Source organism: Microbacterium kyungheense (assembly GCF_006783905.1).
Taxonomy (GTDB): Bacteria; Actinomycetota; Actinomycetes; order Actinomycetales; family Microbacteriaceae; genus Microbacterium; species Microbacterium kyungheense.
This window is the reverse complement of sequence record NZ_VFPE01000004.1, coordinates 240,401-263,636: the sequence shown is the minus strand read 5'-3', so window position 1 is coordinate 263,636 and position 23,236 is coordinate 240,401. Positions and strand designations below refer to the sequence as shown.

Genomic DNA, 23,236 nt, shown 5'->3' with positions numbered 1-23,236 from the left:
TTCGATCACCCACCCACCGAGGAGCTGACGTGACCTTCGCCGACACTCTCACCGAGGCGTTCAAGGCGCGCCTGCCGCTGCTGTACATCGAGACCGGCGAAGAGGTGCGCGCCATCGCCGCGATCTCGGACGCCGCCGAGACCCAGCGCCACCCGCGCGCCCTGTGGACGTGGAGCGCCGCGCTCGGTCTCGTCGGCCCCGACGGCAAGTCGGTGGGCAACACCGTCAACCCCGCTCGCGCGCTGCAGCACATCGCCGGCGTCGACACGCCGAGCGTCTTCGTGTTCTGCGACCTGCACGCCTACCTCGGCGGCGAGCACCGCCCGGGCGACCCGGTGCTGGTGCGCACGGTGCGCGAGACGGCGCTGGAGTTCCGCCACGGCGACGTGTCGCGCACGCTCGTCATCACCGCGCCGGTGCGCATCATCCCGCCCGAGCTCGAAGAGGTCACGCACCTGCTGGACTTCCCGCTGCCGACGGCGGCCGAGATCCGCGACCTGCTCGAGACGATGATCGAGAACAACGCGTCGGGTGACGGCCGGATCCGGGTGGATGCCGACGACGCGGCGCGTGAGCAGCTCGTGCATGCCGCACTCGGCCTGTCGATGGCCGAGGCCGAGAACGCCTTCGCGCGCGCCATGGTCAACGACGGCAGCCTGTCGGCGCAGGACGTGCCGATCGTGCTCGACGAGAAGCGCCAGGTGGTGCGCAAGTCGGGCGTGCTGGAGTTCGTGCAGGCCGACATCGACCTCGACGACGTCGGCGGCCTCAACAACCTCAAGCGCTGGCTGTCGCGCCGCGACGGCTCGTGGCTGGGCAGCGCCCGCGACTACGGGCTGCCGGCGCCGAAGGGCGTGCTCATCACCGGCATCCCGGGCTGTGGAAAGTCGCTCACGGCCAAGGCCACGGCGGCGTCGTGGGGGCTGCCGCTGCTGCGCCTCGACATCGGCCGCATCTTCTCGGGCCTCGTCGGGTCCAGTGAGCAGAACCTGCGCACGGCGATCGCGACGGCCGAGGCCGTGGCTCCGTGCGTGCTGTGGGTCGACGAGATCGAGAAGGGCTTTTCGAACACGACGGGCCAGGGGGACTCCGGCACCACCGCCCGAGTGTTCGGCACGTTCCTGACGTGGATGCAGGAGAAGCGGCATCCCGTGTTCGTCGTCGCCACGGCGAACAACATCGACTCGCTGCCGCCCGAGTTCCTGCGCAAGGGCCGCTTCGATGAGATCTTCTTCGTCGACCTGCCGACCGCCCACGAGCGCGAGGCGATCTGGCGTCTGCAGCTGCGCTCGCGCGCGTCCGAGGCCAACGGCCTCGAGGCGATCGCGTCGGACGACGCCGCGCTGGCCGAGCTCGCCCTGGCCAGCGAGAACCACTCCGGCGCCGAGATCGAGCAGTCGGTCGTCTCGGCGCTGTACGAGGGCTTCGGCGGGCGCTCGAAGATCGGGCTCGACACCGTGCGCGAGGTCGTCGACACGATGATCCCGCTCGCGGTGACGCAGGCCGAGCAGGTGCAGCGCATCCGCGCCTGGGCGACCGAGCGGGCGGTCCGTGCGACCGGGACCGAAGACCTGGATGCCGCCGAACTGACCGGCGCCGGCACCGAGGGCGCGCTGTCGTCGCGTCGCGGCGGCCGCACCGTGGACTACTGAGGACGGGAACATGGCCAAGCAGCTCGTGGTGAGACTCCGCGCCGACGGAACAGTGGATGCCGAGACGATCGGCATGAAGGGGCCGGAATGCCTCGACCACATCGAGGCGCTCGAGGCGCTGCTCGACGCCGAGACGGTGTCGTCGAGCTTCACCGAGGACTACACGACGGCCTCGACCGCGGCGGTCTCGTCCATCGACGACGAGCAGCGGGACGCGACGAGATGACCGCCGTCACCGCCCAGTCGCCCGGCCGAGGAGGGCACGGGTCCCTCCTCGGCACGGTCCCGCCCGCCGCGGGACCGGCCGACGCCGTGCGCTGGTCGCGGTTCCTGCCCGCGACCGCGGCCGAGGGCCCGGGCGTGCGCGCTGCGGTGTGGCTGCAGGGATGCGCGGTCCACTGCCCCGAGTGCTTCAACCCGCAGCTGTGGGCGCCCCGCGGCGGCGTCCTCTCATCCCCCGACGAACTCGCGCGCGCGTGGGTCGCCGAGGCCGTCGCCGCCGGTGCCGAAGGCCTGACGCTCCTCGGCGGCGAGCCGTTCGAGCAGGCGCGGGGTGCGGCATCCCTCGCCCGCGCGTTCCAGGACGCGGGCCTCGGCGTCATGACGTTCAGCGGCCACCCGCTCGGGCTGCTGCAGGAGTGGGCCGCGGGCGGCCGTGACGACATCGCGGAGCTGCTCGACGCGACCGACCTGCTGTGCGACGGGCCGTACCTGCGCGAGCTGCCCGACACCGAGCGGCCGTGGGTCGGGTCGCGCAACCAGGGCATCCGGGCGCTGACCGAGCGGTACGCCGCCGAGGTCCGCGCGATCGACGCCGACGGCGGCCGCGATCGCGTCGAGGTGCGCATCGCCAGAGACGGGACGATCGGCGTCAACGGCTGGGCGACGGATGCCGCCCTCGCGGCGCTCTTCGACGACCTCGGCGTGCGCGCCGACAGCCCCGCGCAGATGGCCGCGGCAGCAAGACGAACACGAGTGGAGGCCGTGCGATGAGCGTGACCCTGATCCTGATCCCCGCGGCGCTCGCCGCCGCCACCGCGATCTCCGCCGCCGGCGGCATCGGCGCGCTCAGCCAGCTCGGGCGTGAGCAGGAGGCCGACGAGACCGCCGGTGCCCTGACCGAGAGCGGCCCGCGCCCCATCGAGGTGCGCACGCGCATGAAGGACCCCGACTTGCTCGGCGACGCCCTCCGCGACATCGGCGCGACCGGTGTGACGTACGCCGGCGATGAGCTCAGCGCGTCGATCGAGGGCGTCGAACTCGCGATGACGCGGTCCGAGGACGGCGTGTGGGCGGCGCACTTCCAGCGTGCCGACGGACGCGAGCTCGCCGAGGCCGAGGCCGCGGAGCTCGTCGCGCGCCTCGACGCGGCCTACGCGCTGCGGGTGCAGCAGGCCGTGGCGGCACGGATCCGCGACCGTGCGGCATCCGCCGGCTTCGAACTGGTCTCGGAGTCGCGCGACGACGACGACACCGTCACGATGGTGCTCGACGTGAAGGATTACGCATGAGCACGGCGCGCGCCACACCGGCCAACGACGTCCCGAGCATCGGATGGCTGCTCGGGATGAGCTCGTGGATGCTGCTCACCCTGGTTCCCGGCCCCCTGTTCGCGTGGCTCGGCTTCGGCATCATCGGCGTCGTCTCGCGCAGCAGGCGGCTCATCATCATCGGCGTGGTGTGGGCGGCCGTGGCCATCCTCGTGAACCTGGAGCTGTGGGGTCAGGCGCAGCCGATCGTCCGCGCGGTCGCGTACCTCGCCGGGATGGTGTGCGCGCTCGCGGTGAATCCCGGGTGGCTGCGCACGATGTGGCAGCGGCGCCTCGACAAGTCGGGCATGGGCGTGACGTCGGCGCGCGCCGCGGCGACGGGCACCGCTGCGGGTGGTGCGGCGGCCTCCGGCGGCAACCGGGCCAGTCGCCGCGCCGCGGCCAGGCGCAAGCGGGCGGCCCAGCAGCAGGCGAAGGCGGCGACCCTCAGCAAGGCCTCTGCGGCCGAGACGGCGCCGAAGCCCGCGTCTGACGCTGCCGCCGAGCTCGCGTCGGAGGTCGGCGCGTCCGCGGACGACCTGCTCGAGCCCCGGGCATCCGCGGTGACGTCGGCGGCTCCTGCCGCACCGGACGCGCCTGCCGAGCCCGTCGATGTCAACACCGCCACGGCGAAGGAGCTCGAGGGGCTTCCCGGGGTGAGCCGCGCCCGCGCCCGCAAGGCGGTCGCCGAGCGCGACGAGCAGGGCGGGTTCAGCTCGCTCGAGGACTTCGGCGAGACGCTCGGCCTGCAGCCGCACGAGATCGTGCGGCTGCGCAAGGTCGCGGTGTGCTCCCCGCGCCCACGAGGCGAACGCCGCTTCGGCCGTCGCGTCGACTTCTGATCCGGAGGATCCGGGTGCGGCGGCGCCAGGTCACGCCGCTCGCACCGACGCCGCGGGCTGCGGCGTGACCGCCGCGTACAGCCGATCGACCACGTACTCGGCATCGCGGCCCATCCCCATGAGGGTGGGTGAGGCGACGGAGTACTGGAACGGCAGCCCCATGAACGCCAGCCCGGGCACGCGCGACGCGATGCCGCGCACGTGATCGGGCCACCGGTCGGGTCCGAACGCGTCGGGGATGTCGACGAAGGCCAGGTCGGGCCGCGAGCCGGTGCACCAGACGACGGTGGCGGCATCCATCACCTCCCCGTCGACGACGGGGCGTCCGCCGGTCACGCCGGTGACGCGCCCGGCGCGGCGCACGCCGGCACGGTCGAGGTCCGACAGGTGGTTGCGCACGAGGTTGACGCCATGACCGCGGTTCTCGGCCATGAAGCGCCGGCCGCGTTCGGTGTCGAGCGTGAGGCCGCGCAGCCGGCGGATCGCGATGCCCGCGATGAGGTTGCCGAGCGGCGTGTCGATGCGTCCCGGCACCTGGCCCGGATGCCGACCGGCGAGCGTCGTGGCGTGGCCGGCGGCGGCGGCCTCCAGGGCGATGTCGGTGCCGGAGTTGCCGGCGCCCACAACCAGCACCGGGCCGCGCGCGAAGTCCTCGGGGCCCTGGTAGTCGAGCGAGTGCACGGTGCGGATCGCCGGATCGAGATCGCGGGCGGCCGCCGGCACGATCGGCACGTGGTGCGCGCCGGCGGCGACCACCACGCGCGCCGCGACCAGCTCCTGGCCCGTCGACAGCGCGAGCCGGAAGCGCCCGTCGTCGCGCGACAGCCGCGACACCCGGGTCGACAGCCGCAGCGGCGAGCCGATGGCGGTCGCGCAGCGTTCCAGGTAGTCGCCGAACTCGGCGCCGGTCGGGTAGGCGAAGTACCCGATGCCGAGCCGCACGCCCGGCAGCTCGGCCCACCGTCGCGGCGTGAACAGCCGCAGCGAGCGGTACCGGTGACGCCAGGTGTCGCCCACGCGGGCGTCCGCGTCGATGAGCAGGTGGTTGATGCCGCGCTCGGCGAGCAGGCGTGCGGTGTGAAGGCCGGCGGCGCCCGCGCCGATGACGACGGTGTCGAGTTCTGTCGTGTCCATGTCGTCCTCCTGCGCTCACGGTAGGCGGGCGGCGCGGGCCGCGGCATCGGCAGAAATGACCAATTCGCGGGCGTGGACGGCGCCTCGATCGAGGGCAGGTGCCCAGCTGCGGAGGTTCTGCGCCGATCCCGTCCGCATCCTGGCCCTGGTCCTCAGTTGAGGAACGGGATGCCGCCGGCCCGTGCCGCTACGCGGTCAGCGCGAGGCCGTGCTCGAACGCGTACGCGGTGGCGGCGGACCGGCTCGGCACGGCCAGCTTCGCGAGGATGCTGCCCACATGACGGGCGACCGTGCGCTCGCTGAGGAACAGGTGCTCGGCGATACGCCGGTTCGACCAGCCGCGAGCCACCAGGGCCAGCACCTCGCGTTCACGGCGGCTGAGCCCGGGATCGGATGCCGCCGCCTCTGCGGTGGCCGCGCGCTCCAGGCGCGCGAGATCGGGGATGGCGCCGAGGCCCTCCAGCACGCCGCGGGCGGCGTCGAACTCCAGCTCAGCGCCTTCGGCGTCCCCCAGCGCCCGCACCGCCTGGCCGATCGACACGCGGGTGAGGGCGGCGTCGTAGGGCGCGTCCAGCCGGCGCCATGCCGCCCACGCGGCGCGCAGCTGCGGCAGTGCCTCGAGCGGGCGTCCGGCCGACACCGCCACCTCGCCGTCGGCGCGCGCCGACAGGGCCCGCAGGTACAGCGTGTCGAAGGCCTCGGCGCAGGCGGTCAGCTCGGCCGCGGCATCCTTCGCCTCGCCGACGTGCCCGCGGTCGAGCGCGATGCGCACCGCCGCGGCGAGCACCTCGCCGCGCGTGGCGGGGTCGACGGCCGTCGCGCGCGCCGTCGCCAGTCCCGCCCAGGCGCCCGCGAGATCGCCGGAGTCCCGGTGCAGCAGCGCCAGCGCGGGCTGCACATCGCGTCCGAGCGCGGCGGCCCGGCGCAGGGCGTCGCGGCTCGCGTCGGCACGCCCCGCCATGCGGTGCAGGTCGGCCGCGCGGTACCAGGCGTTGGCGAGCGTCTCGGTGCGCTTCTCGGTCTCGCACACCTGCGCGGCCGCTGCGGCGGCGCCCGACCACTCGCCGCCGAGCTGCATGACGCTCGCGCGGTGGAGCGTGCACTCGCCGCGGAACGGCTCGAGGCCGCGCTGTGCGTCGCACCAGTCGCCGAGCTCGCGGGTCCACACGCGGGCACGTTCGATGTCGCCGCGCGCGAGCAGACTGGCGATGACCGCGCAGTACGCCGGCCCCGCCGCGCGGTCGCTGACGCGGCCGTCGGCGATCCGCAGCATCACACCGTCGAACGTCTCGAACGCCTCCGTGACGCGGCCGTCGGCCAGCAGGGCCCTGCCGAGCCCCATCGTCGCCAGCGTCGCCGTGTCGGCGTCCTCCGCGACATCCGCTCGGTCGATCGCTTCGCGGTACAGCGGGACGGATGCCGCAGCCTCGCCGTGCGCGAACGCTCCGAACGCGGCGCAGAGGGCGCGCACACCGTCGACCTGCGTCGTCGCTGCGGGTCGCGCGCAGAGCTCCATGAGCCGGCCCATCCATGCGCCGGCGCGCACGCCGTCGCCGTGCTCGCTCAGCGTGAAGCCGAGCCAGAACACGCAGCGGACCGCCGCCGCGAGGTCGCCGTCGTCGAGGTAGCGCAGGTGTGCGCGTTCCCACGCGCGCTGCGACACGTCGTCGCGTCCGACGAACCACGCCGCCTGGCCGAGCTCGTCCAGCTCGTCGCCGGCCAGCGTGGCCTCGTGAGCGGCGAGCTGCTCGAACCGTCCGGTCCAGTCCACGACGGCGGCGCCCCGGATCGCCATGCGCAAAGTATGGGCGCGCGGCGACCCGCGGGCAAGGCCGCGGCCGTCAGATCTTGGCGTCCTGCTTCGGGATGAAGACCTGCTTGATGATGAGCAGGATCGACGCCGTCACGGGGATCGCGACGAGCGCGCCGAGCAGGCCGAGCAGCGTGCCGCCGACCATCGCGCCGATGACGACGAGCGCTCCCGGTACCGAGATCGCCTTGTTCATCACCTTGGGCGTCAGCACGTACGCCTCGATCTGCATGTAGACGAGGTAGATGATCGCGAAGATCAGGGCCGGGAGCCAGCCGGTGAACAGGGCGATGACGGTCGCCGTGATCCAGTACAGCACCGAGCCGACGAGCGGGATGAGCGTGATCGCGAACGCCAGCACGGCCATCAGCGCCGGGAAGGGCAGCCCCAGGAACAGGTGCAGGAAGAACGCGACGACCGAGTTGCAGAACGCCAGGACCACCATGCCCATGAGGTAGCTGCCGATCGAGTCGGTGATCTGCTCGGTGAGGGCGGTGGCCTTCGGACGGTTGCGGGCCGGCGCGAAGCGCATGAAGGCCACCTTCATCGCCGGCAGGCCGGCGAGGAAGTACAGGCTGAGCACCAGCACGATGATGAGCCCCGAGATCGTGGTGCCGACGTTGATCGCGAAGTTGAGCACGCCGCCGCCGATCGCCGCGATGTTCTTCGGGTCGGTGAGGAAGCTCTCGATCTGGTCGGTGATCGCCCCCACCTGCGAACCGAACGTGTCGCGCAGCCACCCGTAGAAGTCGGACTTCTGGAAGTCGTCGATCGTCTGCGGCAGATCCTTGAAGAATTGGCTGATCTGCGTCACCAGCGCGGGCACCACCAGCAGCAGGATGCCCGCCAGCACGATCGCGAACGCGGTGTAGACGATGACGATGCCCCACGGCCGCGTGACGCGATGCCGCTCGAACCACCGGACGACGGGGTCGAGACCCAGGGCTGCGAACAGCGCGAACACGACGTAGATGATGATGGTCGACAGATTCCAGAACGCCAGGCCCAGCGCGAGCGCGACGAGCCCGCCGAGGGTGACGAACAGGCCGACGCCGAACGGCTGGTTGAGGTTGGCCCAGAAGGTGCGCGACGCCGGCGCTTCGCCGGAACGGGCCGCGACGCCGTCGGGGACCGCCGTGCCCTCCGCGTGGGCGGCGTCCGTCCCGGCGGCGGCGTCGACGGATAGGGGCTCTGCAACCTCAGCGCCGGTGGCGCCGATCGCGGGCGAGGGATCGGTCATGCGACACACTCTAGGGGTGCGCTCCGCAGCGCACGAGAGAACGGCCGCAACATCACCCGGATGACATGACGTCGTCGCACCCGCCCTCCGCGCGACGGCCCGCGACGCTCGGCGACGGTCCGCCACACCCGCTCGGGTAGGGTCGAGGGGCGAAGGAGGCCCCCATGACCGAAGACCCCACGGCGACGCTCACCCGGCTGCGCAGCAGCATCGACAACATCGACGCCGCCCTGGTGTATCTGCTCGCCGAGCGCTTCAAGGCGACCAAGCAGGTGGGTCACCTCAAGGCCGACCACGGCATGCCGGCGTCCGACCCCGCGCGCGAGGAGCAGCAGGTCGCCCGGCTGCGCAGCCTCGCCGAGCAGGCCGACCTCGACCCGGCCTTCGCCGAGAAGTGGTTCAACTTCGTGGTGGCCGAGGTCATCCGCCACCACACCGAGGCCGCCGACTCCCGCTGAGCGTCGTTCCCCTGGAACGTGGATGCCGCCACCCCGCGCATGCGCCGGGTGGCGGCATCCTTCTCTGCCCGGGATCAGGGCACGGTGCGCCGCAGCGTCAGATACGACACCGCGCCGAGCACGACCGTCAGGACGAGACCCCATGCGGCGAGCCCCACCGCGCCGAGCTGCACCAGCGCCGTGATCACGTCGCCCCACACCTCGAAGCGGGTGATCGCCCAGATCGCGATGAGGAGGATCACGCCGACCCCGACCCAGATCAGGGTGAGCAGCAGGGCGCCGAAGCGCTTGTAGACCGTGGCCGACCAGAACCCCAGCATGAAGATGAGCATCGCCATCACGAAGTAGAAGAACGCCGCGCCGAGCGCCCCGTCCTCGACGACCCAGTCCAGCGCGAAGAAGTAGCCGTTGATGCCCCAGCCGTTCGTCGCATCCTCGATGAGCCCGCCGATCGCGAACACCGCGGCGAGCAGCACCGCGCACATCGCCGCGGCGAGCATCGTGCCCAGGAAGAACTCCCGGCGGGTCACGCTCATCGCTTGCGAGAACGGGAAGGTCAGGGTCAGCGACGAGATGCCGACGAACATCAGCACCCACAGCGGAGCCTGCGAGCCGCCGCCGTAGAACGGGCCGGGAACCCCTGACGAGTTGAGGATCGCGTAGATCGCGAGCGACATGGCGAATGAGGCGCCGAGCACGAGCAGCGGAACCCAGACGAAGGTCTGCTTGTTGATCAGCTGCATGCGGACGACGTTGACGGTGCGGTTCATCGCAGTGCTCCTTCCTCGGCGGTGGCGGCTTCGGCCGCGGCTCGCTGCGTGGTGCGGACGATCAGCTGCTGCAGCGAGACGGGGGTGACATCCAGACCCGCCGCGGCGAGCTCGGCGCGGTCGGGCGCCGTCAGGTGCCCGAGCACCGTCACTGACGCGACGCGGCCCAGGGACTCGCGGTGGATGACCTCGCGGCCGGCGACGAAGGCGTCGACCGCCGCGACGTCGCCGACGATGTTCGCGGCGCGGTCGCGGATGGCGTCGGTGGCCTCGTCGATCAGGATGCGCCCGCGGTCGATGACCAGCACGCGCTCGATGAGGTTCGAGACCTCGTCGATCAGGTGGCTCGACAGGATGATCGTGCGCGGATGGGTGACGTAGTCCTCGAGCAGCCGGTCGTAGAAGATCTGCCGCGCGACAGCGTCGAGACCGAGATAGGGCTCGTCGAAGAAGGTGATCTCGGCCCGCGAGGCGATGCCGATGATCACGCCGACGGCCGACAGCTGACCTCGCGACATCTTCTTGATGCGCGTCTTCATGGGCAACTGGAAGTCCTCGATGAGCTGCGCGGCGAGTTCGTCGTCCCAGTGGGGGAAGAAGAGCTTCGCGGTCGCGAACGCGTGCCTCGGCAGGGCGTCGTCGGGATACTTCTGGCTCTCGCGCACGAAGCACATGCGTGAGAGCACCTTGGCGTTCTCGTACGGCTGCATGCCGAACACGCGCACGTCCCCCGACGTCGCGAAGTTCTGCGCCGTCAGGATCGACATGACCGTCGTCTTGCCGGCGCCGTTGCGGCCGAGCAGGCCGTAGATGGTGTCTTTCTCGATGGTGAAGCTCACGTCGTCTACCGCGACGATGTCGCGGTAGCGCTTGGTGAGATTGTTCACCTCGATGACGTGCGTCCCGGTCGTCATCGTGCCTTCCCTTCCGTGATGGCGGCCGACGCCGAGGCGCGGTCGCGGATGAGCTGTTCCAGGTCTTCGGGCCCGAGCCCGAGCTTGCGGGCCTCGACGAGCAGCGGCTCGACGAAGCGGTCGGCGAAGGCGTTCCGCCGTTCGGCGAGCAGCAGCTCGCGCGCCCCCGCGGCGACGAACATGCCGATGCCGCGGCGCTTGTGGAGCACGCCCTTGTCGGCGAGCATGGCCACTCCCTTCGCGGCAGTGGCAGGGTTGATCCGGTAGAAGGCGGCGAGCTCGTTGGTGGACGGCGCCTGCGCCTCTTCGGCGAGGCTGCCCTCGATGATCGCGTCCTCCACGTTCTCGGCGATCTGGAGGAACAGCGCCCGGCCTTCTTCGATCACATCCCACTCCGCTTGGTTGGTTACTTACTTGACCAACTAACCATGCAACGAGGATCGCGTCGATGTCAACACCCCGCTGAACCCTGAGGCAGGCTGGAAGACGTCGGAAGGGATGACATGCCACGCAGATTCAGACAGGTCGACGTCTTCGGAGCCGCGGCGTGCACGGGCAATCCGGTCGCGGTCGTCCTCGACGCCGAAGGCCTGAGCGAAGAGGAGCTGGTCGCCTTCTCGGTGTGGACGAACCTCTCGGAGTGCACGTTCGTGCTCCCGCCCACGACGCCGGAGGCGGACTACCGGGTGCGGATCTTCAGCCTGCGCACCGAGCTCCCGTTCGCGGGGCACCCGACGCTCGGCACCGCCCACGCCTGGCTCGACGCCGGTGGCACACCCGTATCGCCAGGGGTGGTCGTCCAGGAGTGCGCGGCCGGCCTCGTGCGCGTGCGCCAGGAAGAGGGCCGGCTCGCGTTCGCCGCCCCCGCGCTGCTCCGCTCCGGCGACGTCGACCCGGCGCTCGTCGACGAGCTTGTGGACATCCTCGGCGTCCCGCGTGAGCAGGTCGTCGACACCGCATGGCTCGACAACGGCCCCGGGTGGGTGGGGCTGCTGCTGGACTCCGCCGCGTCGGTGCTCGCTCTGCATCCCGACGCGACCGACCACCCCGGACGGTGGGACATCGGTGTCATCGGCCCGCACCCGTCCGGCGCCGAGGCCGCCTTCGAGCTCCGCGCGTTCTTCACCGAAGGCGGCGAACCGCTCCGCGAGGACCCGGTGACGGGCAGCCTGAACGCCGCGGCGGCCGGATGGCTGATCGACTCCGGTCGCGCCGCCGCGCCGTTCGTCGCCGCGCAGGGCACCGCGATGGGGCGTCAGGGGCGCATCCACATCTCGGTCGACCCCGAGGGCACGCTCTGGGTCGGGGGCAACGCGCGGACCGTCGTCTCGGGCGAAGCGGCCCTCTGAGCCCCAGGGCGTCCGGGGCCTCCGCGCCACCTGCGCGGGGTCGTGGTATCGCGCGTGCGCGGAGTAGCGAAACGGCCGATCGGTGTCGAATTTGCGACCCATGCGGCCGCATGAAACGGTGGTTGAGGTCCTTCACGGGCCCACACCGACCAGTCCGCGGTCTCTGGTGACGTTCACCCGAGCGTCAGACCGGTGAGCGTATGGTCGGCGGCCGCGGCGCGGATCCGACATCCGCAGCGTGAGCGGCCGCCACCCGGGCGCGACCGATGCAGCTCCTGCACCGGAGCTGCCGAGGTGCACAGTGACGCTTCCGCCTGCCATCGAGGCGAAGAACCTGTTCAAGGTCTTCGGACGCAATCCCAAGGACGCCGTCAAGCGGCTCCGCACCGGCGCGACGCGCGCCGACGTCGCCGACGCCGGCTCCGCCGCCGTCATCGACGCGAGCTTCACCGTCCAGCCCGGCGAGATCTTCGTCATCATGGGCCTGTCCGGCTCCGGCAAATCGACGGTGCTGCGCATGCTCAACGGCCTGCTCCCGCCCACCGCGGGCGACGTGCGCGTGCAGGGGAAGAGCGTGGTGGATGCCTCGCCCAAGGCCCTGCGCGGCATCCGGCGTCGTTCGATCTCGATGGTGTTCCAGCACTTCGCACTGCTGCCGCACCTCTCGGTGCTCGACAACGCGGCGTACGCGCTCGAGATCCAGGGTGTCGGACGCGACGAGCGCCGGGAGCGCGCGCGAGAGATCCTCGACAAGGTCGGACTGGGCGACCGCGCCGACGCGATGCCCGATGAGCTGTCGGGCGGCATGCGCCAGCGGGTCGGCCTGGCCAGGGCGCTGACGGCAGGCACCGACATCCTGCTGATGGACGAGGCCTTCTCGGCGCTGGATCCGCTCATCCGCCGCGAAATGCAGGAGCAGCTCATCGAGCTGCAGCGCGAGCTGGGCCGCACCATCGTGTTCATCACCCACGACCTGAACGAGGCGATGTTCCTCGGCGATCGCATCGCGGTGATGCGCGACGGGCGCATCGTGCAGACGGGCACGCCCGAAGAGATCCTGACCGACCCGGCCAACGACTACGTCGCGCAGTTCGTGCAGGACGTCGACCGCGCCCGCGTGCTGACGGCGGGCTCGGTCATGGCGCCGCCCGCGGCGACCACGCCCGTGAGCGCAGGGGTGCGCGGCGCGCTGCGCGTGATGCGCGACCTGCAGGTCGGCTCGGTGTCGGTGATCGAGAACCGGCGGTTCGTCGGAACCGTCTCGGACCGCGCCGTCATCCGCGCCGTCAAGGCCGGCAACACCGACCTGCGCTCGCTCGTGCGCAGCGGCAGGCCTGCCGTCCACGTCGACGACCCGCTCACCGATGTGGTCGAGCGCGCGGTCGAGAGCCCCGTGCCGGTGGCCGTGATCGACGACGCCGGCCGTCTGGTCGGCACCATCCCGCGTGTCACGCTGCTCGCGGCGCTCGGCGACGTGCCGGCGATCACACGTGAGAACCCCGTCATCGAGGTGCCGGCCAGTGTTCCCGCGAGCGAGATCACGCAGACACTGGCGGTCGTCGAGGCCCCGTCGGCCGCGGGCACGCTCGGCGGGCGCGCGGCGCCGCCCACGACGGTCGGCGCTCCGAGGATCGCCGACGATGCACAAGCCACGACGAAGGGAGCTGCACGATGAACGAGTTCTTCCGCCTTCCGCTCGGCGACGTCGTCGAGGCGGCCGTGCGCTGGGTCATCGACGCGCTCGGGGGCTTCTTCGACGTGGTCGCCGTCATCTTCGGCGGCCTGTACGACTGGCTCGACGCGTCGCTGTCGACGCCGCCCTTCTGGGCGGTGATCCTCGTGATCGCCGCGTTCGCCTACTGGTCGAGGGGACTCGTGCTGGCCGTCGGCAGTGCCCTCGGTCTGCTCGTGATCGTCGCGGTCGGCCAGTGGTCGAACGCGATGGACTCGCTGGCCCTCGTGATCCTCGCCGCCGTCGTGGCCATCGCGATCGCCGTGCCGTTGGGCATCTGGGCCGCGCGCAGCGACCGGGTGTCGGCGGTGCTGCGTCCGGTGCTGGACTTCCTGCAGACGATGCCCGCGTTCGTGTACCTCATCCCCGCGATGCTGATCTTCGGGGTGGGTCCGGTGCCCGGCATGGTCGCGACGATCGTGTTCGCGCTCGCCCCCGGCGTGCGCCTCACCGAGCTCGGCATCCGCGGCGTCGACGCCGAGATCGTCGAGGCGGGGCACGCGTTCGGCGCGTCGCCCGGACGCATCCTGCGTCAGATCCAGCTGCCGCTCGCGATGCCCAGCATCATGGCCGGCGTCAACCAGGTGATCATGCTGAGCCTGTCGATGGTCGTCATCGCCGGCATGGTCGGCGCCGGCGGCCTGGGCGGGGCCGTCGTGCAGAGCCTCAGCCGCATCGACATCGCCCTGGGCGTCGAGGCGGGCCTGTCGGTCGTCATCCTCGCGATGATCCTCGACCGCGTGACGTCGGGATTCGCGGTGCCGCGCGAGCGCAGGCCGCAGACCTCGCGGGATGCCGCCACCGCCGAGTCCCCGGCCGTCGAGCAGCCGCAGCCGGCGGCATCCATCCCCGACCTCGCCGACGACCGCCAGCCGGTCACCGTCTGAACCGAGAGGACACGCACATGACGAAGCGACGCATGATCGCCGCCGGCCTCGCCCTCGCGGGGACCGCCGCGCTGCTCGTGAACGGCGCCGGCGCCCAGACCGGAGTCGGCGGCGACGACACGAAGGGCCGCATCACCGTGGCCGTCTTCAACGGCTGGGACGAGGGCATCGCCGCGTCCGAGCTGTGGAAGGCGGTGCTCGAGGACGAGGGATACGCCGTCGACCTCGTGTACGCCGACCCGGCTGCCGCCTACACCGGCATCGCCAAGGGCGACTACGACCTGACGCTCGACACGTGGCTGCCGCTGACGCACGCCGAGTACATGGAGACGTACGGCGACGACCTCGTCGACCTCGGGGCGTGGAACGACGAGGCCAAGCTCACCATCGCGGTGAACGAGGACGCCCCCATCGACTCGCTCACCGAGCTGGCCGCCAACGCCGACCTGTTCGGCAACCGCCTGGTGGGCATCGAGTCGGGCTCGGGCCTGGTGACCGTCACGCAGAACGACGTGATCCCCGGCTACGGGCTGGAGGGCATGCAGTTCGTGACCTCGTCGACGCCGGCGATGCTCACCGAGCTGCAGGCGGCGATGGATGCCGGGCGCGACGTCGCGGTGACGCTGTGGCGCCCGCACTGGGCGTACAACGCGTTCCCGATCAAGGACCTCGAAGACCCCGACGGTCTGCTCGGCGACGCCGAGGGGATCCACACGGTGACCTCGACGGGCTTCGCGGACGAGTTCCCCGAGGTCGCGGCGTGGCTGGAGGCGTTCCGGATGGACAACGAGCTGCTGTACTCGCTCGAGGACGCCATGTTCGGCGCCTACGACGGCGACGACTACGGCCCCGTCGTCGCCGAGTGGGTCGCCGACAACCAGGACTACGTCGACAGCCTCACACGCTGACACGATCGACTGCCGCGGCCGTCGTGCCCCCGCCCCGTAGGGTGTGGGCATGACGGTCGCGTTCGTGCTGGGCGGCGGCGGTGTCCGCGGCGCAGTGGAGATCGGGATGCTGCGCGCCCTGCTCGAACGCGGCATCCGCCCCGACCTCGTGGTGGGCACGTCGATCGGCGCGATCAACGGCGCGCTCGTCGCCTCCGATCCGACACCCGCCGTCATCGACCGGCTGCTCGACGCCTGGACGTCACCGGAGGCGAACGCCGTCTACGGCGAGTCGCTGTTCACCCAGTTCGGGCGGCTGATCAAGACCCGCACGCACCTCAACTCGCCGGCGCCGCTGCGGCACCTGCTCGAACGTGCGCTCGGCGCCGGCACCCGGTTCGAGGACCTCGCGGTGCCGCTGCGCGTCGTCGCCGCCAGCATCGAGCGGGCCGCCGAGCACGTGTTCGACTCGGGGCCGCTCATCGACGCAGTGCTGGCGTCGGCCTCGGTCCCGGGGCTGCTGCCGCCCACGCGCATCGGCGACGAGCACTTCATCGACGGCGGGATCGTCAACTCCATCCCCATCGCACAGGCGGTGGCTGCCGGAGCGCGCACGGTGTTCGTGCTGCAGGTGGGGCGCATCGAGACGCCGCTCGAGGCGCCCCGGTCAGCGGTCGACACGGCGCGCGTCGCGTTCGAGATCGCCCGGCGCCACCGCTACGCGCACGACATGGCGAACCTGCCCGCGGGCGTCGCCATCCACGTGCTTCCCTCCGGCGGGGCGCTCGACGGCGACGACTCGCTGATGTCGTACCGGCGCATGACCACGGTGCGGCGCCGCATCGACGCCGCCTACGACGCGAGCCGGCACTTCCTCGACGAGCGGGGCGTCGGGCGGGGCGAGGGCGGATGACCTGGCTGCCGCCCACGTGGCTGCGCCGCCTCGTGCTCGCCCCGCTGGTGATCGTGGCCGCCATCGTGATGTTCGACCTCACGCCGCTGTGGCTGCTGATCGCGCTGGCGCTGACCTCTCTCGTGCCCGGACGGTTCCGGCTCGTCCGCGTCCTGTGGCTCGTCACGGTCTACCTGCTGTGGGACGCGATGCTGGTGATCGCGATGTTCGGCCTCTGGATCGGCTCGGGCTTCGGGTACGCGCTCCGGCGTCCGGCGTTCGTCGCCGCGCACTACCGGCTGGGCGGATGGGCTCTGCGGGTGCTGTTCCGCATCTTCGGCAGCGTGCTGCGCCTGACGATCACGACATCGGGATCGGACTCCCGGGATGCCGCGACCGCCCGCGCGGCCTTCGACGGCCTGTTCGCCGCCGACGAGCCTCTCATCGTCGCGAGTCGCCACGGTGGTCCCGGAGACTCGTTCATCCTGATCCACACGCTCTGGAACGAAGCCGCCCGCCGCCCGCGCATCGTGCTGAAGTACACGCTGCAGTGGGATCCCGCGATCGACATCCTGCTGCACCGCATTCCGGCCGAGTTCATCGTGCCGTCGGGGTTCGGCCGCGTGCCGAGGGGCGGCGGAGTGCGCGTCGAAGAGGCGCTCGCGGGGCTCGCGACGGGTCTCGGCCCCGAGGACGCGTTCGTCATCTTCCCCGAGGGCGGCAACGTGAGCGTCGCCCGCCGTGCGTCACGCATCAGACGGCTGCGCGACGCCGGGCGCGAGGACATGGCGAAGCGCGCTGAGGCGATGCGGCACGTCATGGCGCCGCAGCCGGGCGGCATGCATGCCGCGCTGAACGCCGCGCCGGATGCCGACGTCGTGTTCATCGCCCACACCGGGCTGGACCGCCTGCAGACCCTGCGCGACATCTGGCGCGAGCTGCCGATGGACAAGGGGATCACGATGCGGGCGTGGCGGGTGCCGCGATCCGAGATCCCGGCCGGCGCCGAGGCGCAGGCGCGGTGGCTGTTCGACTGGTTCGCGCGCATCGACGCCTGGATCGACGCCCGCGCCGACGATCCCGCTCGCTGAGCGCAGCAGAAGGTCAGCGCGGAGGCTTGGGGTGGATCACGCGGCCCGGAGCGTCGCCGTTGCCCCGCGCCGGAATCGGCCATTGAGCGGGCGGCGGTGTCGTGGCCGGACGCGTGGGAGCGTGCAGCGGCTCGGGCGCGGGAGCCGCGGCGGACGGCTCCGCGGGGGCGGCGGCATCCACCGACGGAGCCGTGGTCGGACCGAGCTCGAGCATCACCTTGTTCTCGAGCACCTCGATGGCCTCGTCCGAGATCGAGATGAGCCCGTCGAGCTCCTCGCGCACCCGCCGGTAGGCGAGCTGTCGCTCCGCCGGCGTCGCCGCTTCGTCGATCGCGACGGTGAGCAGCTTCTTGGCGGTGTCGAGGCGCTTGCGCTCGACTTCGGTGAACCCGGAGTCGCGCAGGCGCCGCGCATCGCGCTCGGCGACGTCGAAGGCGACTTCGAAGTCGGCGACCGCGTTGCGGTACTCGGCGAGCTGCTCCTTGGTGAGCTTGGCCTTCGATGACGCGGGCCGCAGCCCGTCGGCGACGCGCTTGGCGCGCAGGAACGCCGCCGTCAGCGGCTGCCGCCCATCGCTCATGGCGGGGAACGCGATGATCTTGGCGACGTCGAGCTCGTACTCCAGCCAGCGGGCGGTCACGGCGTCGTGAGTGGCGAACAGCCGCTCCAGCTGCGTGGCCTGCGTCTCGCGGGCCGGCGCCTCCGGCGTGCCCACTGTCGCGGTGGGTGACGTGAAGGCGGGGAGGGATGCCGCCGGCACCGCCTTGCCGCGGGCCGCCGCCTGCGCGGACTTGAGCTCGGCCTTGGCATGGAGCACCTCGAGGCGACGCTGGTGACGGCGCCGCGCACCGATCTCCCAGCGTCGGCCGATCGTCCCGACCACACCCAAGGCCACGAAGCCGACCCACCAGTTGTTGCCGATCCATGTGAAGACCGACTGGAGGACCTCATCCACCCTGTCATGCTAACGGCCGACACCGGCCCTGTGTCGGGTCCGGAGCAGGCTGTCAGGTGGGCGGCGTCTGGCGCGACGGCGGCATCCGCGGGATCATCGACGGCAGTCGGTCGGCCAGTTCGGCGATCATCGCCGCCGCCGCGCCGATGGTGGCGGCGGTCGTGGCCGCCGCGCTTGGCGGTGCCGCGCCGGGCACACCCGCCTGGCGCTCCGCTTCGGCGAGGGCCGCCTGCATCACGCGGACGGCGTCGCGGTACTCGACGTACTGCGCGGGCGTGACCCGGTCGCGCAGCGTGGGTCGCTTGGCGAGAGCCTCGCGCTGCGCGCGGAGGAAGACGACGGTCGACGGATGCCGTGAGTCGGTCACCTGCGAGTACTTCAGAGCCTTGTCGACGTCGGTCTCGTACGACAGCCAGCGCGTGTTGAGCGCGTCGTGCTCCGCCCACAGCCGCTCGATCGGCAGCGGATCGGCTGCGGACGCGGTGCGGTACTGCGAGTACCCGGCCTTCACACGGGAGCGGCTCGCACGCAGGGCGAGCGAGGCGGACTTCTCGGACTGCCGGGCGATCTGCAGCTCGCGCCGGGCCTCGGCCGCCTGCGGCGCCGCGGCCCGTGCCTTCGCGGTCATGGCGTCGGCCTGCGCGATGCGCACCTGTGCCTTGGCGGCGACGAGCGCGCGGTACGCCTGGGATTCCTCATGGCGGGCAGCATCGAGCTCGAGTCGCCGCGCACGGCGCCCGCGTGTCGTCAGGCCGACGTAGGTCGCCGTTCCGGCGCCGGCGGCGGCCGGAACGATCCACCACCAGCCCGCCACGATGAGGAGGATCGGCTCCACAGTGTCATGCTACCCGCGGTGCGCGACGGCGCGGCCGGGAGTGTGCTGAGCAGTGGGTCAGTGGCCGCCGAGCTGCATGGTGCCGCCGTGACGGCGCCCGTCGGTCGCCTCGTACACCGGGCTGTCGGGCCCCGCCCCGGGCTCGCCCGGACGCGCGGTCCGCGTGTCGTAGCTCTCGCGCGGCGGCGAGACGAAGTTGCGGATGCGGGTCCACAAGGACGGTGTGCCGGTCATGGATGACCTCCTTGCGTGGAGGCTACCGGCTCACCGGCGTCCGCGAAAGCCGCAGTCGCCTGGGGTTTCCGGCTTCGACAGGCTCAGGCTTCGACCGGCTCAGCCGAACAGGAGGGCGAACACCGTCGCCCCGCCGCCGACGAGGATGAGGGCGACGATCGTCACCCACGCGACGATCTTGACGCGCCGCTGCCGGGCGTCGTTGTAGTCGCTGTACTCGTCGTCGTCCGCCGCCATGGCTCAATCCTAGTGTTCGGGTATGGGGCGCGTTTCGCGCGTTTGGGGCGCGCCACGTGCGCCCCAAACGGAACGAATCCGCCCCAAACCGAGAAGACGAGGGATGCCGGCGGCCGCGGCACCCGCAGGCTCAGGCCGCGGGCTCGACGACCGTCGCGCCGAAGGCGTCCGGCAGCGTCGACGTCGACAAGCCGCGCAGCTCGGCGAGCGGCACGGTGAACAGGCCCTGCACCTCGAGCGCCGGCTCGTCGCCGTCCGCCGCGGGGTCGGTCACGCCGATGCGCAGCACCGGGTAGCCCCGGCCCTCGCACAGGCCGCGGAACTTGACGTCGTCCTCACGGGGCACGCTCACGATGACGCGGCCGGTGGACTCCGAGAACAGGGCGGTGGCGGCATCCACTCCGTCGCGCTCCTGGATCTCGTCGAGCCAGACGCGCGCGCCGATGCCGAAGCGCATGACCGACTCGGCGAGGGCCTGCGCGAGACCGCCCGACGAGAGGTCGTGCGCGGACGACACGAGTGACTGCTGGCCGGCGGCATGCAGCAGCTCGGCGAGCTTCTTCTCGTTCGAGAGGTCCACCGCCGGCGGACGACCGCCGAGGTGGCCGTGGATCGTGCCGGCCCACTGCGAGCCCGACAACTCGGTCGAGGTGACGCCGAGCAGGTAGATGTTCTCGCCGGCGTCCTGCCAGCCCGACGGGATGCGGCGGGCGACGTCGTCGATGATGCCGAGGACGCCCACGACCGGGGTCGGGAAGATCGGCTGGTCGCCGGTCTGGTTGTAGAACGAGACGTTCCCGCCGGTGACGGGCACGCCGAGTTCGAGGCATCCGTCCGACAGGCCGTCGACGGCCTGTGAGAACTGCCACATGACCTCGGGGTTCTCGGGCGAGCCGAAGTTGAGGCAGTCGGTGACGGCGGTGGGCACCGCGCCCGAGACGGCGACGTTGCGGTACGCCTCGGCCAGCGCCAGCTTCGCGCCCTGGTACGGGTCGAGCTGGCAGTAGCGGCCGTTGCAGTCCGTCGCGATCGAGAAGCCCAGACCGGAGTGCTCGTCGACGCGGATCATGCCGGCGTCGTCCGGGAACGACAGCGCCGTGTTGCCCATGACGTAGTAGTCGTACTGGTTGGTGATCCACGACGTGTCGGCGAGGTTCGGGCTCGCGACCAGCCGGGTGAACTGCTCGCGCAGGGTTTCGGCGTCGGTGGCGCGGGGGAGCGCCGAGGCCGAGTCGTCGCGCAGTGCGTCGATCCAGGCCGGGTACGCCACCGGGCGCTCGTAGACCGGGCCGTCGACGGCGACCGTGGACGGGTCGACGTTTACGATCTCTTCGCCGTGCCAGAAGATCTGCAGGCGGCCGTCGCCGGTCACCTCGCCGAGCACGCTCGTCTCGACGTCCCACTTGTTCACGACGGCCAGGAACGCGTCGAGCTTCTCGGGCGCGACGATCGCCATCATGCGCTCCTGGCTCTCGCTCATGAGGATCTCCTCCGGCGTGAGCGTGGGGTCGCGCAGCAGCACGTTCTCGAGGTCGACGCGCATGCCCGAGCCGCCGTTGGCGGCCAGCTCGCTCGTCGCGCACGAGATGCCTGCGGCGCCGAGGTCCTGGATGGCCTCGACGAGCTCGTCCTTGTACAGCTCGAGGCAGCACTCGATGAGCACCTTCTCGGCGAACGGGTCGCCGACCTGCACGGCGGGGCGCTTGGTGGGACCGCCCTCCGAGAACGTGTCGGACGCGAGAATGGATGCGCCGCCGATGCCGTCGCCGCCGGTGCGGGCGCCGAACAGCACGACCTTGTTGCCGGCGCCGGTGGCGTTGGCGAGCTTGAGGTCCTCATGGCGCAGAACGCCCACGGCGAGGGCGTTGACGAGCGGATTGCCCTGGTAGACCGCGTCGAACACCGTCTCGCCGCCGATGTTGGGCAGGCCCAGGCAGTTGCCGTAGAAGCTGATGCCGCTCACGACGCCGTGCACGACGCGGGCGGTGTCGGGGTCGGCGATGTCGCCGAAGCGCAGCTGGTCCATGACGGCCACCGGACGCGCGCCCATCGAGATGATGTCGCGCACGATGCCGCCGACGCCGGTCGCGGCGCCCTGGAACGGCTCGATGTAGCTGGGGTGGTTGTGCGACTCGACCTTGAAGGTGACGGCCCAGCCCTCGCCGATGTCGACGACGCCGGCGTTCTGGCCCATGCCGACCATGAGCCGTTCCTTCATCTCGTCCGAGACCTTCTCGCCGAACTTGCGGAGATAGATCTTCGACGACTTGTACGAGCAGTGCTCCGACCACATGACGGAGTACATCGCCAGCTCGCCGGACGTGGGGCGGCGGCCGAGGATCTCGCGGATCTTCGCGTACTCGTCGTCCTTGAGACCGAGCGCCGCGTACGGCTGCTCCTTGTCGGGGGTGGCGACGGCGTTCTCGACGGTATCGGCGACTGAGGTGGGAGCGGGAGTGGTCACGCGGCTGAACTCCATGAATCGAGGGGCGCCGGACGCCTTCCATTCTAGGCGGGTGTATCGCGCGGTCGGTCCCCGGCCTCCTGTCCATCAGCGCGCACCGCGCGAAGGCGAAGGAGAGATCATGGCCGGGGAACGCAGTCCGCACCAGAACAGCCGACGCACCGGAGCGAGGCACCGCGCGCCGATCATCGCCGCGACCGTCGCGGGGCTCGCGATCGCGGGGGCGGTGGCCGCGCCCGCACGCGCCGAGGACGGCGAGAAGCTGGTGCTGCACCCGATGGTGTGCACGAGCGAGGGCGTCTGTCTCGCCTACACGGCGCTGCTGGCGGACAGCGACGGCGACGGCATCGCCGACATCGACGAGGAGGTCGCCGGCACGAGTCCGCAGGAGTGGTCGAGCGCCCCCGCGGTCGACGAGCTGACCGCGGTCATCGGCAAGGGCGCGCTCCCGAGCTTCGAGCTCGGGTTCTCGGAGGTGATCGTGCTGCCCGAGACGCTGCCCGACGGGACGCCGCTGATCCGGGATGCCGCAAGCGCCCTCGCGGGACGCACGTCGGCGCTCGAGCGCATGGGCGTGGCGGGCACGCTGCTCGAGCAGTACGGGCTCGACCTCGGCACGGGCGTCGTGCTCGACCAGGCCGCCGGCGCGGTGGGCATGCACCTCGACAAGGACGGCAGGCCGGTGCGCGACGGCGACCAGCCCGTGCAGAAGCGTGTCGGGGGCATCGCGCTGGGGTGGATCAGCGCGGGCGCCGACGGTGGGGTCGGCGAAGACGACGGCAAGCCCGTCGACACCCCCGCGTTCGGCACGGACCGCAACGGCGGCGCCGACACCATGAAGGCGCTGTGGCAGGGCGTGAAGGACATGTTCTCGCCCGAGAAGAAGCCCGATAAGCCCGACGGCGGCACGCCCACCTCGCTCACCACGGGAGACGAGGGGAGTGTCGTGGTGCCCCTCACGGCCGAGGACATGGAGCGCGTCATCGTCAGGCTGAACACGACGACGAAGCCCGTGAGCGGCGATCCCAAGGTCGGCCCCGATCTGACCGGAGTGGACCTCAACCCCCGCCGCACGATCATCCTCACCGACGACCCCGCCGGCAATCGGCTCACCGCGGAGATCCTCAAGATCGTGCTCACCGAGCCGGATCCGAAGGACCCGTCGGTCCGCGACACGAACTTCGGGCCGAACGGCGGCATCGTTCCGGCGGTCGAGGCCGGTTCGGGGTGGCCTCAGCCCTGAGCCGGCCCAGGGGGCGGCATCCATCAGTCCCTGAGAAGTGTCGGGAACGCGGTCAGATGACACTGAATGTCGCGAGGTTCG

24 protein-coding genes are annotated in these 23,236 nt (G+C 71.5%); 13 read left to right on the top strand and 11 right to left on the bottom strand.

Going from position 1 to position 23,236, the window contains the following annotated elements:
* The first annotated feature begins 29 nt into the window (after positions 1–29).
* Genes FB391_RS14915 through FB391_RS14895 form a run of 5 tightly spaced genes read left to right on the top strand, consistent with a single transcriptional unit; the run spans position 30 to position 4,023 of the window.
* Positions 30–1,652 carry an AAA family ATPase gene (locus FB391_RS14915; RefSeq protein WP_141895639.1) on the top strand — a complete coding sequence of 541 codons (1,623 nt, stop codon included), beginning with the start codon at positions 30–32 and terminating at the stop codon, positions 1,650–1,652.
* 10 nt (positions 1,653–1,662) lie between these two features.
* Positions 1,663–1,878, top strand: coding sequence for a DUF2997 domain-containing protein (locus FB391_RS14910; protein ID WP_141895637.1), 216 nt, complete (start codon positions 1,663–1,665; stop codon positions 1,876–1,878).
* The gene (locus FB391_RS14905; protein WP_141895635.1) at positions 1,875–2,645 is read left to right on the top strand and encodes a 4Fe-4S single cluster domain-containing protein; all 771 of its coding nucleotides are present in this window, start codon (positions 1,875–1,877) and stop codon (positions 2,643–2,645) included. The genes FB391_RS14910 and FB391_RS14905 overlap by 4 nt, the downstream gene beginning before the upstream one ends.
* Complete coding sequence (locus tag FB391_RS14900; RefSeq protein ID WP_141895632.1) at positions 2,642–3,163, top strand: hypothetical protein; 522 nt, start codon at positions 2,642–2,644, stop codon at positions 3,161–3,163. Before FB391_RS14905 ends, FB391_RS14900 begins: the two co-directional genes overlap by 4 nt.
* Positions 3,160–4,023, top strand: coding sequence for a ComEA family DNA-binding protein (locus tag FB391_RS14895; protein WP_141895630.1), 864 nt, complete (start codon positions 3,160–3,162; stop codon positions 4,021–4,023). The genes FB391_RS14900 and FB391_RS14895 overlap by 4 nt, the downstream gene beginning before the upstream one ends.
* A 30-nt stretch (positions 4,024–4,053) precedes the next feature.
* Here FB391_RS14895 and FB391_RS14890 read toward each other — a convergent pair whose 3' ends face one another.
* The 3 genes from FB391_RS14890 to FB391_RS14880 form a co-directional block, all read right to left on the bottom strand.
* The gene (locus tag FB391_RS14890; RefSeq protein WP_141895628.1) at positions 4,054–5,157 is read right to left on the bottom strand and encodes a flavin-containing monooxygenase; all 1,104 of its coding nucleotides are present in this window, start codon (positions 5,155–5,157) and stop codon (positions 4,054–4,056) included.
* A 187-nt stretch (positions 5,158–5,344) separates the two neighbouring features.
* Positions 5,345–6,952 (bottom strand): response regulator transcription factor, encoded by a 1,608-nt coding sequence (locus FB391_RS14885; RefSeq protein ID WP_141895626.1) that lies wholly within the window; start codon positions 6,950–6,952, stop codon positions 5,345–5,347.
* Between the two features lie 46 nt (positions 6,953–6,998).
* Positions 6,999–8,207 (bottom strand): AI-2E family transporter, encoded by a 1,209-nt coding sequence (locus FB391_RS14880; RefSeq protein ID WP_141895624.1) that lies wholly within the window; start codon positions 8,205–8,207, stop codon positions 6,999–7,001.
* Between the two features lie 164 nt (positions 8,208–8,371).
* Here FB391_RS14880 and FB391_RS14875 point away from each other — a divergent pair, with 164 nt between their 5' ends.
* Positions 8,372–8,665, top strand: coding sequence for a chorismate mutase (locus FB391_RS14875; RefSeq protein ID WP_141895622.1), 294 nt, complete (start codon positions 8,372–8,374; stop codon positions 8,663–8,665).
* 74 nt (positions 8,666–8,739) lie between these two features.
* Here the strand turns inward: FB391_RS14875 and FB391_RS14870 are convergent, their stop codons facing one another.
* Genes FB391_RS14870 through FB391_RS14860 form a run of 3 tightly spaced genes read right to left on the bottom strand, consistent with a single transcriptional unit; the run spans position 8,740 to position 10,735 of the window.
* Positions 8,740–9,435, bottom strand: coding sequence for a hypothetical protein (locus FB391_RS14870; protein ID WP_141895620.1), 696 nt, complete (start codon positions 9,433–9,435; stop codon positions 8,740–8,742).
* Positions 9,432–10,349, bottom strand: coding sequence for an ABC transporter ATP-binding protein (locus FB391_RS14865; RefSeq protein WP_141895618.1), 918 nt, complete (start codon positions 10,347–10,349; stop codon positions 9,432–9,434). Before FB391_RS14865 ends, FB391_RS14870 begins: the two co-directional genes overlap by 4 nt.
* A complete protein-coding gene (locus FB391_RS14860) occupies positions 10,346–10,735 on the bottom strand; it encodes a GntR family transcriptional regulator (RefSeq protein WP_141895615.1) in 390 nt (129 codons plus the stop codon). Before FB391_RS14860 ends, FB391_RS14865 begins: the two co-directional genes overlap by 4 nt.
* 117 nt (positions 10,736–10,852) lie before the next feature.
* On the opposite strand from FB391_RS14860, the gene FB391_RS14855 reads away from it, so the two are divergent.
* From FB391_RS14855 to FB391_RS14830, 6 genes are all read left to right on the top strand, one after another.
* Positions 10,853–11,698: a PhzF family phenazine biosynthesis protein gene (locus FB391_RS14855; RefSeq protein WP_141895613.1), complete on the top strand. Its 846-nt coding sequence runs from the start codon at positions 10,853–10,855 to the stop codon at positions 11,696–11,698.
* Positions 11,699–11,999: 301 nt separating this feature from the next.
* Positions 12,000–13,373, top strand: coding sequence for a quaternary amine ABC transporter ATP-binding protein (locus FB391_RS14850; RefSeq protein WP_141895611.1), 1,374 nt, complete (start codon positions 12,000–12,002; stop codon positions 13,371–13,373).
* Positions 13,370–14,317: an ABC transporter permease gene (locus tag FB391_RS14845; protein WP_141895609.1), complete on the top strand. Its 948-nt coding sequence runs from the start codon at positions 13,370–13,372 to the stop codon at positions 14,315–14,317. The genes FB391_RS14850 and FB391_RS14845 overlap by 4 nt, the downstream gene beginning before the upstream one ends.
* A gap of 17 nt (positions 14,318–14,334) precedes the next feature.
* Positions 14,335–15,225 (top strand): glycine betaine ABC transporter substrate-binding protein, encoded by an 891-nt coding sequence (locus FB391_RS14840; RefSeq protein ID WP_141895606.1) that lies wholly within the window; start codon positions 14,335–14,337, stop codon positions 15,223–15,225.
* 49 nt (positions 15,226–15,274) lie between these two features.
* Entirely contained in the window at positions 15,275–16,117 is an 843-nt protein-coding gene (locus FB391_RS14835; protein ID WP_141895604.1) for a patatin-like phospholipase family protein, read from the top strand.
* A complete protein-coding gene (locus tag FB391_RS14830) occupies positions 16,114–17,187 on the top strand; it encodes a 1-acyl-sn-glycerol-3-phosphate acyltransferase (RefSeq protein WP_141895603.1) in 1,074 nt (357 codons plus the stop codon). The genes FB391_RS14835 and FB391_RS14830 overlap by 4 nt, the downstream gene beginning before the upstream one ends.
* A gap of 13 nt (positions 17,188–17,200) precedes the next feature.
* Here the strand turns inward: FB391_RS14830 and FB391_RS14825 are convergent, their stop codons facing one another.
* The 5 genes from FB391_RS14825 to purL form a co-directional block, all read right to left on the bottom strand.
* Positions 17,201–18,142, bottom strand: a complete 942-nt coding sequence (locus tag FB391_RS14825; RefSeq protein ID WP_141895601.1) for a hypothetical protein — start codon at positions 18,140–18,142, stop codon at positions 17,201–17,203.
* A gap of 52 nt (positions 18,143–18,194) precedes the next feature.
* A complete protein-coding gene (locus FB391_RS14820; protein WP_141895599.1) occupies positions 18,195–18,977 on the bottom strand; it encodes a hypothetical protein in 783 nt (260 codons plus the stop codon).
* Between the two features lie 57 nt (positions 18,978–19,034).
* Positions 19,035–19,211, bottom strand: a complete 177-nt coding sequence (locus tag FB391_RS19745) for a hypothetical protein (protein WP_185843120.1) — start codon at positions 19,209–19,211, stop codon at positions 19,035–19,037.
* Between the two features lie 99 nt (positions 19,212–19,310).
* A complete protein-coding gene (locus tag FB391_RS19740; protein WP_185843119.1) occupies positions 19,311–19,448 on the bottom strand; it encodes a hypothetical protein in 138 nt (45 codons plus the stop codon).
* A gap of 130 nt (positions 19,449–19,578) precedes the next feature.
* Positions 19,579–21,927 carry a phosphoribosylformylglycinamidine synthase subunit PurL gene (gene purL / locus FB391_RS14815; RefSeq protein ID WP_185843118.1) on the bottom strand — a complete coding sequence of 783 codons (2,349 nt, stop codon included), beginning with the start codon at positions 21,925–21,927 and terminating at the stop codon, positions 19,579–19,581.
* A 106-nt stretch (positions 21,928–22,033) separates the two neighbouring features.
* Between purL and FB391_RS14810 the strand changes: the two genes are divergently transcribed.
* Complete coding sequence (locus FB391_RS14810) at positions 22,034–23,155, top strand: hypothetical protein (protein WP_141895598.1); 1,122 nt, start codon at positions 22,034–22,036, stop codon at positions 23,153–23,155.
* Positions 23,156–23,236 lie beyond the last annotated feature (81 nt).